12 protein-coding genes are annotated in these 14,072 nt (G+C 65.8%); 8 read left to right on the forward strand and 4 right to left on the reverse strand.

All coding sequences use genetic code 11. The annotated features are described in order from the left end of the window. Positions 1-89 precede the first annotated feature (89 nt). Complete coding sequence (locus ACSKB9_RS26330) at positions 90-1,307, reverse strand: IS4 family transposase (RefSeq protein WP_438071829.1); 1,218 nt, start codon at positions 1,305-1,307, stop codon at positions 90-92. A 318-nt stretch (positions 1,308-1,625) separates the two neighbouring features. Then, positions 1,626-2,720, reverse strand: a complete 1,095-nt coding sequence (locus ACSKB9_RS26335; RefSeq protein ID WP_438076737.1) for a citrate synthase/methylcitrate synthase — start codon at positions 2,718-2,720, stop codon at positions 1,626-1,628. A 76-nt stretch (positions 2,721-2,796) separates the two neighbouring features. On the opposite strand from ACSKB9_RS26335, the gene ACSKB9_RS26340 reads away from it, so the two are divergent. Beyond that, entirely contained in the window at positions 2,797-4,020 is a 1,224-nt protein-coding gene (locus ACSKB9_RS26340; RefSeq protein WP_438076738.1) for a citrate/2-methylcitrate synthase, read from the forward strand. Between the two features lie 6 nt (positions 4,021-4,026). On the opposite strand, the gene ACSKB9_RS26345 is transcribed toward ACSKB9_RS26340, so the two are convergent. Next, positions 4,027-4,689: a DedA family protein gene (locus ACSKB9_RS26345; RefSeq protein WP_438076739.1), complete on the reverse strand. Its 663-nt coding sequence runs from the start codon at positions 4,687-4,689 to the stop codon at positions 4,027-4,029. Positions 4,690-4,980: 291 nt separating this feature from the next. On the opposite strand from ACSKB9_RS26345, the gene cobS reads away from it, so the two are divergent. From cobS to ACSKB9_RS26370, 5 genes are all read left to right on the forward strand, one after another. Beyond that, positions 4,981-5,979 (forward strand): cobaltochelatase subunit CobS, encoded by a 999-nt coding sequence (gene cobS / locus ACSKB9_RS26350; protein WP_057015539.1) that lies wholly within the window; start codon positions 4,981-4,983, stop codon positions 5,977-5,979. Positions 5,980-5,982: 3 nt separating this feature from the next. Then, the gene (locus ACSKB9_RS26355; protein ID WP_028343272.1) at positions 5,983-6,393 is read left to right on the forward strand and encodes a GNAT family N-acetyltransferase; all 411 of its coding nucleotides are present in this window, start codon (positions 5,983-5,985) and stop codon (positions 6,391-6,393) included. Next, positions 6,390-8,288, forward strand: a complete 1,899-nt coding sequence (gene cobT, locus ACSKB9_RS26360; RefSeq protein WP_438076742.1) for a cobaltochelatase subunit CobT — start codon at positions 6,390-6,392, stop codon at positions 8,286-8,288. Before ACSKB9_RS26355 ends, cobT begins: the two co-directional genes overlap by 4 nt. Before the next feature lie 3 nt (positions 8,289-8,291). Beyond that, entirely contained in the window at positions 8,292-9,374 is a 1,083-nt protein-coding gene (locus ACSKB9_RS26365; protein WP_438076744.1) for an esterase-like activity of phytase family protein, read from the forward strand. Between the two features lie 137 nt (positions 9,375-9,511). Beyond that, positions 9,512-10,624: an NADH:flavin oxidoreductase/NADH oxidase gene (locus ACSKB9_RS26370; protein WP_438076746.1), complete on the forward strand. Its 1,113-nt coding sequence runs from the start codon at positions 9,512-9,514 to the stop codon at positions 10,622-10,624. Positions 10,625-10,645: 21 nt separating this feature from the next. Here ACSKB9_RS26370 and ACSKB9_RS26375 read toward each other — a convergent pair whose 3' ends face one another. Continuing rightward, complete coding sequence (locus tag ACSKB9_RS26375; RefSeq protein ID WP_438076748.1) at positions 10,646-12,157, reverse strand: FAD-dependent monooxygenase; 1,512 nt, start codon at positions 12,155-12,157, stop codon at positions 10,646-10,648. A 55-nt stretch (positions 12,158-12,212) separates the two neighbouring features. Between ACSKB9_RS26375 and ACSKB9_RS26380 the strand changes: the two genes are divergently transcribed. Together ACSKB9_RS26380 and ACSKB9_RS26385 are read left to right on the forward strand one after the other, a co-directional pair. After that, positions 12,213-12,851 (forward strand): TetR/AcrR family transcriptional regulator, encoded by a 639-nt coding sequence (locus tag ACSKB9_RS26380; protein WP_438076750.1) that lies wholly within the window; start codon positions 12,213-12,215, stop codon positions 12,849-12,851. A gap of 105 nt (positions 12,852-12,956) precedes the next feature. Then, positions 12,957-14,057: an LLM class flavin-dependent oxidoreductase gene (locus ACSKB9_RS26385; RefSeq protein WP_438076752.1), complete on the forward strand. Its 1,101-nt coding sequence runs from the start codon at positions 12,957-12,959 to the stop codon at positions 14,055-14,057. Positions 14,058-14,072 lie beyond the last annotated feature (15 nt).

Here is a 14,072-nt window from a genome sequence, read left to right on the forward strand (position 1 = left end):
ACCGGCCGTTATCGTTTGCACAAGATGTCTGCCCGATTGCCCCATCGATGGGCCGCGGCGTATGGGTCCCTGCTTTCGCACTAGTGCATCTACACGTTTGTCGGGCCATTTGCGAGGATTTGGAAGCGGGCCATTCCGGTGTGGAAGGTGATTGGTCCAGGTGGACGGTGGGAGGCGTAGCCGGTCCATCCGCCGAGTTTTGCGATGATCCATGCCGCCCAAGCAAGAGTGTTGGGGCGATGGTGGTTTTTCTGAAGCTCGGTGCGACCTTTCATGGTTTTGTTGATGGCCCTGAGCGTCTCGATCTCTTCTGCGGTGAAGACAAATTCAGCTGGCAATTCTTCGCCACTGTTGCGGGCCTGAACGAGTTGAATGACGATACATGCCGCTCTGGTGGCGACCGCCACGAGCTTGATCAGGCCTTCGGCGCTCTCGATCTGACTATCCTCGATGCGCAAACCCTGGCTCTTCAGCGAGCGAAAGAGTTGCTCAATGATCCAGCGCTGGCGGTACCAGGAGACGATCTGCCAGGCGTCTTTAACGGTGGCGACCGGATGAGTGGTCAGGAGCAGCCAGCGAATGGGCTCCGCACCTCTCGGCGGATGCAACTCGACCACTTCTACGAAGCTGAGTTTGATGCCCTCCGCCAAGTCGGTGACGCCGGGCCTCTGCGGCCGCTTGAGCACGACGGTTCCGAAGCGCATCGAGAGATGGGCCTGCCGGCCGCGCCGATCCATTCGCTGCGGCAGATCGATCACCGCGTTGTCGCAGAAGCGGCTCCGCTCGACCGCCTGATAAAGTGTGTCGCCATCGACCAGCGCATGGTCGTGCATGGCACGCGACAGAAGATGGACATTCTCAGCTGGCGTCAGCGCCCAGTGAGCAAAGAAATCCCCCTCGCGGTCGTTGACGACGGTGATCATGCGGGCATCTGCCAGGACGTCGCGGCCTTGCTCGGCGGCCGTCACCCAGCGCGCCGACTCCTTGTCGGCCAAGGCGCGCCGCTCATGCGGGATTTTTACCTTGCCTTTGCGCGTCCAAACGTTGCCGCCAGTAAGGCCAAGACAGACCCCGCTGTCGGCATCCACCGCCATCATCGCATGCAACAGCACGCCGCGAGCATTGCCCTTGCCGACTTTGCCCAGCCCGCGCCGCCGTCCCGCCTGGGTCTGGAACTTGACCTCGCTCGTATCCTGGATCGCCAGCACATGACGCCCGCTGACCGCAGTCCGCGTCTGCGCGCTCCAGCCCTCAATCAATTTATCGATCGTGACTTGGGGGTTGTTCACAAACCGCCAGAACGCCATATTGGCAGCCCAATCGCCCCGGGCCATCTGGCGCAAGCAGACGCTGCGCGTGCAAAGCATAGCCCGGAGAAGCGTCGCCCCCTTTGTCGAGACGAACGTCCCCGAACTCACCCAAAGACAAATCCGGCTGCATCGCTGGCGCTCCTTCGAATCAAAGCGCCAGTGAGAGAATCATACAACATGCTGCAGAGACGCCACTTCTTGCTGCACCGAGTCGATCTGTCGCGCCCCAAAACCGTGTAGAGACGCTAGTGCTTTCGCAGGGACGACGGCGGAATATGTAGCTCCGCCGTCGCAAGCGTTGAAACGGTCTAGCTCTCACCCGTTCGGCACTGCCCCGACATAGGACGAACTCGGCCGGATCAGGCGCCCGGTGCGCCGCTGCTCCAGGGCGTGCGCGGTCCAGCCGGCGGCGCGCGCGGTGGCAAAGATCGGCGTGAACGCCTGCCGCGGGATTTCCAGCCCGTCGAGCAGGATCGCGGTGAAGAACTCGACATTGGTCTCGAGCGGCCGCTCCGGATTCTTTTTCCGCAGCGCCTCGCGGATGTAAGCCTCGACCTCGCCGGCAAATGGCAGGTCGGCACCACTGGCCTCGAGGCGCTCGATCGCGACCTTCAGCACGTCGGCGCGCGGGTCGCGCACGCGATAGACGCGGTGACCAAATCCCATCAGCCGTTCGCCGTGCGCCAGTGCGCCGTCAACCCAGGGCTTGATGCGCTCGCGTGTGCCGATCGCGTCCAGCATTTCGAGCACCGGCTCAGGTGCGCCGCCATGCAGCGGGCCGGTCAGCGCGCAATAGCCGCCGGTGATCGCCGCGAACAGGTCGGCCTGGGTCGAGGCGATCACCCGCGTGGTGAAGGTCGACGCATTCATCCCGTGGTCGCAAACGGTGACGAGATAGGCGTCGAGCGCTGCGACCTCGCGCGGCTCGACCTTGCGGCCCAGCAGCATCCGCAGCGTGTCGGCGGCGTGGCCGGCATTCGGGTCCGGCGCGATCGGATCGCTGCCCCTGGCTCGCCGGACCAGGGCGCCCGCGATCACCGGGAAGGCGCCGACGATGGTCGCCTCATGCTCCAGCCCGCTCTCGCCGCGCAGGCCTGCGATCGCGGCCCGGAAGCCGTCGACGATCGATATGCCGCGCGTCGCCGGCAGCAGGTCCGGCAGCCGGGCGAAGGCGCGTTCGCGGGCGGCGCCGAGGCTGGCGCGGACATTGGCTTCGCTCAGTGCCTTGCCGGTGGCGCCGTTCCACAGCCGCGCCGTGACGCCCTCGAAGCTCGACTTGCACGCGAGGTCGGCGACGTGCTCGCCGGCGATGATCAATTCGCCGCGCTCGCCGTCGACGTGGCTCAACACGGTCTCGGCGGCAGGAACGCCGTCCAGACCGATCTGGCTCTTGGTGAGATGCATATTCATGGCCTGATCTCCTTGCTTCACCCCTTCAAGGTCAGGCCTCTCGACGAGTTGATCAATCTTGATTATATAAATCAATATGAAAAAATCCGCCGAGCTTTACCTCTCCGCTCGCGAAGCCGCCGCCGAGCTCGCGATCTCGCCGGCGACCCTCTACGCTTATGTCAGCCGCGGGCTAATCCGCTCAGAGCCATCTCCGGATTCGCGCAGCCACCGCTACCGCGCCGAGGACATCAGGGGGTTGAAGGAGCGCCGCGTGCCGTCGCCGGAGCCGCGGGGCTTCCGTAATTTCGACGTCGACCTGCCGGTGATGGATTCGGCGATCGCAACCATCACCGAGCAAGGCCCGATCTATCGCGGCGTCAACTGCGTCGAGCTCGCCGAGCGCGACACGCTGGAGCACACCGCGACGCTGCTGTGGGATGTCACCGGCGTCGATCCGTTCGCACCGGACAATTGCCCGCACCTCTCGGACGAAATGCGCACGATCGCTGAGGCCGCGCGCCGCGCCCAGCCGATCGACCGCACGGTCGCGGTGCTGGCGCTGGCGGCAAGCGCCGATCCCGGCGCCTTCACGCGCGCGCCGGACGGCCGCGCCATGGTCGGCGGCCGCATCCTGCGGCTGCTGGTCGCGACCATGCTGAACGCTGCGCCATCGAACGAGCCGCTGCACGAGCAGGTGGCGCGGGTCTGGACGCCTGACAACAAGCACGCGCCCGACCTGATCCGCCGCGCGCTGGTGCTGCTCGCCGATCACGAACTGAATGCGTCGACCTTCACCGCGCGCTGCGCGGCATCGACCGGGCTTAATTTGTACGACGCCGTGATCGCGGGTCTCGTCGCGTTGAAGGGACCGATGCATGGCGGTGCCGGCGTGCTCGCCTCGCGCCTCGTCAAGACGATGCTCGACAACGACGTTGCGCCGGTGGTTCGCGAGCGCGTCGCGCTTGGCGAACGTTTCGCCGGCTTCGGGCACGGCGTCTACAAGAAGGGCGATCCGCGTGCGATCTCGCTGCTCGAGGCGCTGACGCGGGCCGGCGCGCCGCGCAAATTCACCAGGGAAGTGCCGGAGCGGATCGCGGAAGCGACCGGCGAATTCGTCAACATCGATTACGCGCTGGCGGTGCTGGTGCATGCGCTGCGGATGCCCGCGGGCAGCGAGCTTGCGCTGTTTGCGATGGCGCGCAGCGTCGGCTGGATCGCGCATGCCAGCGAGCAGCTTCAGCTCGGCAAGTTGATCAGGCCTCGCGCGCGCTATGTCGGTCCGGCACCTGGGCGGGCGGGAACGACCAACAGCATCTAGACTCAGCTATTTCGCCGGCTTGGCCGGTTCGATCAGGCTGCCGCCGTGCCGGCGGCGGATGGTCCAGACGGCCAGCGCCAGGATCACGGCGCCGCCCGCGACCGCAAACATCCACAGATGCTTGCCGACATGGCCATGATGCGGCAGGCCGGCATAGTCATGCAGCGCGGTGACGGCGAGCACGCCGGGCAGCACATGCGCCGGCGCCCAGAGCATGATCGCGGGGATGTTGACCGCGTAGAAGCGCACCGGCGGCATGTCGAGCGCGCCGGCCGTGATCGGCACGAAGGCGCGGATCGGCGGCACGAAGCGGGCGAAGAACACCGCGAGCACGCCCCAGCGGTTGAAGAAGGCCTCGCTCTGCGCGACCACGCGCGGGTAGTTGGAAAGCGGCCAGGCCGACAGGATCTCGCGCTGGCTGCGGTGGCCGATCAGGTAGGCGGTGCCGTCGCCGAGCATCGCGCCGGCGGCCGCCGCGGCGAGCACCGGCAACAGCTTTAGTTCGCCGCCCGGCACCAGCGCGCTCAACGCCAGGATGATGGTCGACCCCGGCACCAGGGAGCCGACCACCGGCACCGCCTCCAGCAGGGCGGCCAGAAACAGCGTCAGATAGGCAAGCCAGGCATGGGCCGAAACGAACGCGATCAAAGGGTCAAGGAATGAAGTCACAAAATTCCCATGTGGCGGTGTTATCGATTTGAGAGCTAACAACTCCCCGCCGGGCTGAAAAGTGCCCGGCCCGGGCCGGCCGTCGTGGTGCTGCGGCAAAAGTACGGCGGGATTTGCAGGGCAGCCTTCCAAAAACCGAGTTTCGCTCCTATCTTTATGATAGAACAACGGAACTTTGATTTGCTCGCGGGCTTCTGCCAACCGTTGCTCTCTGCTAGGCTTATGCGAAGCACCCATCCGCAGCCAAACGATTAATCTGGTTTCGGGAACGCCCGGGACCTCGGAGGATGAATGACGACCGCCGTCCAGACCAAAGCTCAGGAACCCGTCGGCTTGCCCGACATGAAGGTGTCGGTCCGGCAGGTCTTCGGGATCGATAGCGACCTGGAAGTTCCCGCCTATTCCGAAGTCGATCCGCATGTGCCGGAAGTCGACAGCGACTACCGCTTCGACCGCGCCACCACGCTCGCGATCCTCGCGGGCTTTGCCAAGAACCGCCGCGTGATGGTCACCGGCTATCACGGCACCGGCAAGTCCACCCACATCGAGCAGGTTGCGGCCCGCCTCAACTGGCCCTGCGTGCGCGTCAACCTCGACAGCCACATCAGCCGTATCGACCTCGTCGGCAAGGACGCGATCGTGGTCAAGGAAGGCAAGCAGGTCACCGAATTCCGCGACGGCATCCTGCCCTGGGCCCTGCAGCACAATATCGCGCTGGTGTTCGACGAATACGACGCCGGCCGCCCGGACGTGATGTTCGTGATTCAGCGCGTGCTGGAAGTCTCCGGCCGCCTGACGCTGCTCGACCAGAACAAGGTGATCAAGCCGCATCCGGCGTTCCGCCTGTTCTCGACCGCCAACACGGTCGGCCTCGGCGACACCTCGGGCCTCTATCACGGCACCCAGCAGATCAACCAGGGCCAGATGGACCGCTGGTCGATCGTCACCACGCTGAACTACCTCGCCCATGACGAGGAAGTGGAGATCGTGCTGGCGAAGGCGAAGCACTATCGCACCCAGGAAGGCCGCGACATCGTCAACAAGATGGTGCGGCTGGCGGATCTCACGCGCAACGCGTTCGCCAACGGCGACCTGTCGACGGTGATGAGCCCGCGCACGGTGATCACCTGGGCCGAGAACGCCGACATCTTCAGCGACATCGGCTTCGCGTTCCGCGTCACCTTCCTCAACAAGTGTGACGAGCTGGAACGGCCGCTGGTCGCCGAGTTCTACCAGCGCTGCTTCAACGTCGAGCTGCCGGAATCCTCGGTCAACGTGGCGCTTAGCTAGTCCATGCCGAAAATCTCCGTCGAGCGCACAGTCACACAGACGAAGAAAGCGGTGCTCGGCGGATTGCTCCACTACAACAACGAGAAGATGGGGAAGCAGAAGTACAAGCGCTTCGCCATCTCGCTGCGGCAAGGCGACGAGATTGTCGGCGGCATCGTCGGCGAGGTCTGGACCGCGGTGTTGTTCATCCAGTTGTTCTGGATGGAGCAGAAGTTTCGCAACAAGGGCTTTGGCGCGAAGCTGATCAAGGCGATCGAGGACGAGGCGCGGCGCTTCGGAGCGACGCGATCCTATCTGGATACGATGAGCTTCCAGGCGCCGGGCTTCTACCGCGCCAACGGATATAAAGAGTTCGGTTCGATTGAGGGGTATCCCGGCGGCGTAACGCGCCATTGGTTTACGAAATCGCTATGACAACCTCCAACATCAAATTCCGTCCCGGATCCAAGGAAGCGCCGACCGAGCCGTTCAAGCGCTCGGTGTCGGCGTGCCTGAAGGCGATCGCCAAGAAGCCGGAGCTCGAAATCTCCTTCGCCGCCGAGCGCCCCGGGCTCGCGCCCGGCAAGGCGCGGCTGCCGGAGCCGGCGCGCAAGATGACCAAGCGCGATGCGGCGATCGTGCGCGGCCACGCCGATTCGATCGCGCTCAAGATCGCCTGTCACGATCCCAAGGTGCATCGCAAGCTGATGCCGGGTAACCCGCAGGCGCGCGGCGTGTTCGAGGCGGTCGAGCAGGCGCGCGTCGAGGCGATCGGCTCGCGGCGGATGGCGGGCGTCGCGAAGAACCTCACCGCGATGCTCGACGATCATTTCCACCGCGGCAAGTATGACGAGATCACCGACCGCGCCGACGCGCCGCTGTCGGATGCGCTGGCGATGCTGGTGCGCGAGCGTCTCACCGGCATGGCCCCGCCCGCGGCCGCCAAGAAGATGGTCGATCTCTGGCGTCCGACCCTGGAGGACAAGATCGGCTCGCGGCTCGACAAGCTCAGCCGTTTCACCGAGGACCAGGCGAGGTTCGGCGACCTCGTCCATGATCTGCTGTCGGCGCTCGATCTCGGCGACGACCGCAACATGGATTCGGACGATGACGACGACCAGGACGAGAATCAGGACGGCGAGAGCGATCAGTCCGGCGCCGAGGGCTCGCCCGACTCCGACGCCGCGCAGGAGATGAGCGCCGACCAGGCGCAGACGTCAGCGGAAGAGATGAGCGAAAGCGCGATGGAGAGCGCGCAGGCCTCCACGTCGGACACGTTCGACGACGGCGAGCTCGGCGACGACGAGACGCCGGGCGAGGCGACGCGGCCGAATGCGCGCGGACAGAACGAGCCGCGCGGTCCGGAATATCACGCCTTCGCGCCGAAGTTCGACGAGGTGATCGCCGCCGAAGACCTTTGCGATCACGACGAGCTCGAGCGGCTGCGCTCCTATCTCGACAAGCAGCTCGCGCATCTGCAGGGCATCGTGGCGCGGCTCGCCAACCGCTTGCAGCGTCGGCTGATGGCGCAGCAGAACCGCGCCTGGGATTTCGATCTCGAGGAGGGCATCCTCGATCCGGCGCGGCTGTCGCGCGTCGTCACCGATCCCTATCATCCGCTGTCCTTCATGCATGAGAAGGAGGCGACCTTCCGCGACACCGTGGTGACGCTGCTGCTGGATAACTCCGGCTCGATGCGCGGCCGCCCGATCACGGTCGCCGCCACCTGCGCCGACATCCTGGCGCGCACGCTGGAGCGATGCGGCGTCAAGGTCGAGATCCTCGGCTTCACCACCCGCGCCTGGAAGGGCGGGCAGTCGCGCGAGGCGTGGCTCGCGGCCGGCAAGCCGGCCAATCCGGGCCGCCTCAACGATCTCAGGCACATCATCTACAAGTCGGCCGACGCACCCTGGCGCCGCGCGCGAAAGAATCTCGGGCTGATGATGCGCGAGGGCCTGCTCAAGGAGAACATCGACGGCGAGGCGCTCGACTGGGCGCACAAGCGCCTGCTCGCGCGTCCCGAGCAGCGCCGCATCCTGATGATGATCTCCGATGGTGCGCCGGTCGACGACTCCACGCTGTCGGTCAATCCCGGCAACTATCTCGAGCGGCATCTGCGTCACATCATCGACGAGATCGAAACCCGCTCCCCGGTCGAGCTGATCGCGATCGGCATCGGTCACGACGTGACGCGCTACTATCGCCGCGCCGTGACCATCGTGGACGCCGAAGAGCTCGGCGGCGCCATTACCGAAAAGCTCGCCGAGCTGTTCAGCGAGACTCACGGCTCGGCGCCCGCGCCGGGCATCCGGCGCCGCCTCCACTCGTGAGACATGCGCTCACCCCCTAGCCGCCGCCGTTTCCTCCAGGGTATGGCGGCGGGGCTGTCGGCCGCCGCATTGCCGGGTCTTGCGCAGGCGCAGAGCGCGACCCAGCCGCCGGCAACGCCGAGGCCGGCTGCGAGGCCGAGCCCCTACCGGGTCAACGAACCGGTTTCGATCGACGTCAACGCGCGGCCGCTGCCGTCGTTCGATATCCGCGACCGCGCGCGCACGCGATTCGGCGCGCTGGAATATCGCAGCGGCCTGATCCTGACCTCGTCGTTCTCCGGCTTCGGCGGCCTCTCCGCGCTACGGCTCGACGCCAAGGGCGAACGCTTCATCGCGGTCAGCGACCAGGGCAGCTGGTTCACCGGCCGCATCGTCTATCGCGGCCGGGAGATGGTCGGGCTCGAGGATGTCGAAGCGGCGCCGCTGCTCGGCGCCGACGGCAGGCCGATCACCGCGACCCGCGGCTGGTATGATTCGGAATCGCTCGCGCTCGACGGCTCGTTCGCCTATGTCGGTCTCGAGCGGGTCAACCAGGTGCTGCGCTTCGATTTCGCCAAGGGTTTTACCCGCTCGCGCGGCGAGGTGATTGCGCTGCCGCCGGCGGCACGCAAGCTTCCCAACAACAAGGGGCTGGAGGGGCTCGTCTTCGTGCCGAAAGGCCAGCCGCTTGCCGGTACGCTGATCGCATTCTCGGAACGCGGGCTCGATGCGAGCGGCAATTTGGTCGCCTTCCTGGTCGGCGGCAAGACGCCGGGCCAGTTCAGCGTCCGTCGCAGCGAGAATTTCGATATCAGCGACGCGGTCCTGCTGCCGTCGGGCGGTCTGTTGATTCTGGAGCGGAAATTCTCCTGGTTCGGCGGCGTCGGCATCCGCATTCGCCGTCTCGCGCTGTCCGATATCGCGCCCGGCGCCGTGGTCGACGGCCCCGCGATCTTCAATGCCGATCTCGGCAACGAGATCGACAATATGGAAGGCATCGACGCCCATGTCACGGAGGAGGGCGAGACCGTGCTGACCATGGTCTCCGACGACAATTTCTCCCTGATCCAGCGCAACCTGCTGCTGCAGTTCACGCTGGTGGACTGAGGGCACCGGCCCGGAGGGACCCCGTCAGGACATTGCTGATCTGCGCCCCGGCCTGCGCGGCCATCCGGACGGTTGGTGATCGGCCGTGGTGCCTCTATCTTAACCGGGCCCTCTCCCCGATCCCGGATATCCGCCGCATGAGCACCCTGTTCTCCCCGATCGAACTGCGCGACCTGAGACTCTCCAATCGCGTCATGGTCTCGCCGATGTGCCAGTATTCGGCCGTCGACGGCTCCGCCAACGACTGGCACTTCACCCACATCAACATGCTGGCCCTGTCGGGCGCGGCGATGTTCTGCATCGAGGCCACCCATGTCGAGGATATCGGGCGGATCACGCCGGGCTGCCTCGGTCTTTACAACGACGCCAACGAGGCGGCGCTGAAGCCGATCCTGGCCTCGGTGCGCAAGCATTCGAAAGCGGCGGTCGCCATGCAACTCGCCCATGCCGGCCGCAAGGCGTCGAGCCAGCGCCCCTGGGAGGGCGGGCAGTTGATCCCGATTGCCGAAGGCGGCTGGCAGACGGTCGGACCATCTGACGTCCCGCACAAGGAAGGCGAGGCCGCGCCGGTGGCGCTCGACGACGCCGGCCTGACGCGCATCCGCGAGGCCTTTGTCGCGTCGGCGAAGCGCGCCGACCGGCTCGGCATCGATGCGCTCGAGCTGCACGGCGCGCACGGCTATCTGCTGCACCAGTTCCTGTCGCCGATCGCCAACAAGCGGACCGACCGCTATGGCGGCTCGCTCGAAAACCGCATGCGCTTCCCGCTGGAAGTGTTCGACGCCGTGCGCGCCGTATTCCCGGATCACAAGCCGATCGGCATGCGGGTGTCGGCGACCGACTGGGTCGAGGGCGCCTGGGACCTTGCGCAGACCATCGAGTTTGCCAGGGAGCTGAAGAAGCGCGGCGTCGACTGGATGGATGTCTCGTCCGGCGGCGTCTCGCCGTTGCAGAAGATCCCGCTCGGGCCGGGCTATCAGGTGCCGGCGGCGCTGGCGGTCAAGGAGGCGACCGGCGTTACCACGATGGCGGTCGGCCTGATCACGGAAGCGAAGCAGGCGGAGGAGATCGTCTCGTCCGGCAAGGCCGATATGGTCGCGCTCGCCCGCGGCATGCTCTACGACCCGCGCTGGGGCTGGCACGCTGCCGCCGAACTCGGCGGCGAGGTGAACGCGCCGCCGCAATACTGGCGCTCGCAGCCCTCGACGCAGAAAGCGCTGTTCGGCAAGACCACGTTCGGGACGCGCTGACAGCGCACCTCGCTTGCGAGGTCACGGCATGGCGGGTCCGAACCAGCGCGTCAGCGCGGCGTCGAGGCCCGTCGTGTCGGCGTCGTCGGCCGCCCAGGCGATGCAGGCATCCGGGCGGATCAGCAGCGAAGCGCCGCTACGTCGCGGCACGCATCGCACGAAGATATCCCAGCGTGCCGCGATCGCTGACGCGGCTCCATCAGTCGCATCGACCAGCACGGCCCTGCCGTCCTCCATCTGATCGAACAGGGTTGTTTCCGCGCCGTCGTCGCCGAGAGCAAAATTGCCGGAGAGCCGGCCGACCGATGGATGGTCGCTGCCGAGATCGTAACGGATCCTGATGCCGCTGATCATTTCGCCGAAATAGCGGGTGCCCTCGTCGAGGCTCATCAGATCAGCGACGATCTCGCGCAGGGCATCAGTCATGACGTCAGGCCGCATCAAGGCGACCTGGGCGCGGGTGTTGGCGAGCACTTTTGCCGCGATCGGATGCCGCTCTTCCGTGTAGCTGTCGAGCAGGCTTTCGGGCATGCGATCGCACACGACCGCAGCAAGCTTCCAGCCGAGATTGACCGCATCGAGCAGGCCGAGATTGAGGCCTTGTCCGCCGAATGGCGAGTGCACATGCGCCGCATCGCCCGCCAAGAGGACGCGGCCCCTGCGATAGCTGTCGGCCTGTCGCGCATTGTCGGTGAAGCGCGTCGCGGTCTTGACGGCGGTGACGCGAACGTCGACGCCGCTGATCCGGCGCAGGGTGGTCTCGATCTCCTCGCGCGTGACCGGCGCGCTGCGATCGGCCGGCGGTCCGTCGAACTCGGCCAGGAACACCCGGCCGGGAATCGGTCCATAGGCCATCATGCCGACCGGCGTTCGCCGCCAGCCGACCGGCAGAAGTCGATCCGGATGATCGAGATCGACGATGGCCTGGTGTCCGGTGAGGGTCGGTTCGGTGCCGGGGAATGCGAAGCCTGCGCGCTTGCGCACGGCGCTGCGTCCGCCGTCGCAGCCGACGAGATAGGCCGCGTGCAGCGTGGCCTCGCCGGACGCGTCCTTAGTTTGCGCCACGACGCCGTCGCCGCTATCCTCGAAATCGATCAACTCGCAGCCGCGCCTGATCTCGATGCCGAGCGCGTGGGCGCGCTCGGCAAGCATGCTTTCCAGGGCTTGCTGGTTCACCCCGCGCAACCGCCGGTCCGGCTCGCGCTGACGCGTCTGGTCGATCAGGAAAATGCCCGAGAAGTGACCGCCGAATTTCTTGAACGGCAGGTCGCTCGCATCGCCCGAGCCCTTCATGAGCCTGGACATGCTGTCCGCCATGCTGCGTTCGACCGCATTCATCGCGTCGCCGAGGCCGCGGCGCTCCAGTGCCTCGCCTGCCAGCGCGCCGATCGCGCCGGCCTTGATGGTCTGGTCGGGCTCGGTCAGCCGCTCGATCACGATCACGTCGGCGCCGCCCAGGGTCAGTTCGATCGCCAGCAGCAGTCCGGTCGGCCCGGCACCGACCACAACCACATCGGTTCGTTCACGCGTCACGCCGTCACCATAATATTATACTAAGTATAATATTTACTATGGTACAAATTCCCGCATGTCAAATCAGGGCGGATTGCGGGAGCGGAAGAAGGAGGCGACGCGCCAGGCGATCTCGGATGTTGCCACCGAGCTGTTCCTGGAACGCGGCTTCGACAATGTTTCGGTGGCCGAAGTCGCCGAGGCCGCCGAGGTCTCCCGGATGACGGTGTTCAATTACTTTCCACGCAAGGAAGACCTGTTCTTCGACCGTGAAGAGGAAAGCCGTCAGTTGCTGCGGACTGCCTTTGCCGAGCGCCCGGCCGGTGAGGCGCCGATCGCGACCCTCCGCAAGCTGGTGCACAGCCTGGCGGATCGCGTGCATCCGTTCGCGAAATTCACCGACGCGACGGCGAAATTCTGGCGCACCGTCGCCGAGAGCCCGGCGCTCTCGGCGCGGGCGCGCGAGATGCGTGACGAACTGGTCGATGATCTCGCGAGCGTGCTGGCGGCAGCCATCAAGCGCCCGCTCGCCGATGCCGATGCCCAACTCGCCGCGTCGATGGTGGTCACGGCGCTGACCGTCGCCTATGCGGAAGGGCTTCGCGAGCACAAGGCCCGCAGGTCGGCTGCGACGTCACGCGAGACCTTCCTGCGGATCATGGAGCGAAGCTTTTCCGGTATCGCGATCATGCTGAAGGATACGCCCTACGCATGAATCCCGGCCGAGCCGGATGCGACAAGGCCATTGTTCTGCCGTAGCCGGGGCAGCTACTCTCGAAGCGCGTGCGAAAGACACGCATTGAACAAAGAGAGGAAGCCCATGGAACTCGGATACTTCGCGATGCCGTCGCATCCGCCGGAGTGCGGATTGAAGGAGGGCCACGACTGGGACCTGCAGGTGCTGCGCTGGCTCGACGAACTCGGCTATCAGGAAGCCTGGATCGGCGAGCACCACACCGCGCCCTGGGAGCCGCATCCGTCGCCCGATCTCCTGATCGCGCAGGCGTTGCTGCAGACCAAAAACATCCGCATCGGGCCCGGTGGCTTCCTGCTGCCGTATCATCACCCGGCAGAGCTCGCCAACCGCGTCGCGATGCTCGATCACCTCTCGAACGGGCGGCTCAACTTCGGCGTCGCGGCCTCCGGCCTGCCGAGCGACTGGGCGATGTTCAATGTCGACGGCATGTCGGGACAGAACCGCGACATGACCCGCGAGGCGCTCGAGATCATTTTGAAGATGTGGACCGAGCCGGCGCCCTGGACCTACAAGGGCAAGTTCTGGACCGTGACCAAGCCGGACACGATGTTCGATTTCTTGAAGCCTCACATCAAGCCGCAGCAAGCGCCGCATCCGCCGATCGGCGTCGCGGGGCTCTCCAAGAATTCGGACACGCTGAAGCTTGCCGGCGAGCGCGGCTTCATTCCGATGAGCCTCAACCTCAACCCCGCCTATGTCGGCAGCCACTGGGACTCGGTCGAGGCGGGCGCGGCCAAGACCGGCCGTACGCCGAGCCGCAAGGATTGGCGGATGGTGCGCGAGGTATTCGTCGCCGACACCGATGAAGAAGCATGGAAGCTGTCGACCGGCGACATGATGGGCCGGATGATGGGCGAGTACTTCCTGCCGCTGCTCGGCCACTTTGGTTTCAAGGATTACCTGAAGGCCTCGCCCGACGTGCCGGACAGCGACGTCACGGTCGAATATTGCGCGCGCAACAACTGGATCGTCGGCTCGCCCGCGACCGTCACCGAGAAGATCGAGAAGATCTACCAGGAGGTCGGCGGCTTCGGCGTGCTGCTGGTGTTCGGCTTCGACTACAAGCACAAGCCGGAAGCCTGGCACAATTCGCTGCGGCTGCTGAAGCAGGAGGTGTTGCCGCGGCTGAAGCATCTCGACGCCTCGGTCGGCCGCGCGGCGTAGGTTTGACGGTGAGGA

Origin of the sequence: Bradyrhizobium sp. BR 1433, assembly GCF_051547665.1 — a bacterium.
Taxonomy (GTDB): Bacteria; Pseudomonadota; Alphaproteobacteria; order Rhizobiales; family Xanthobacteraceae; genus Bradyrhizobium; species Bradyrhizobium australafricanum.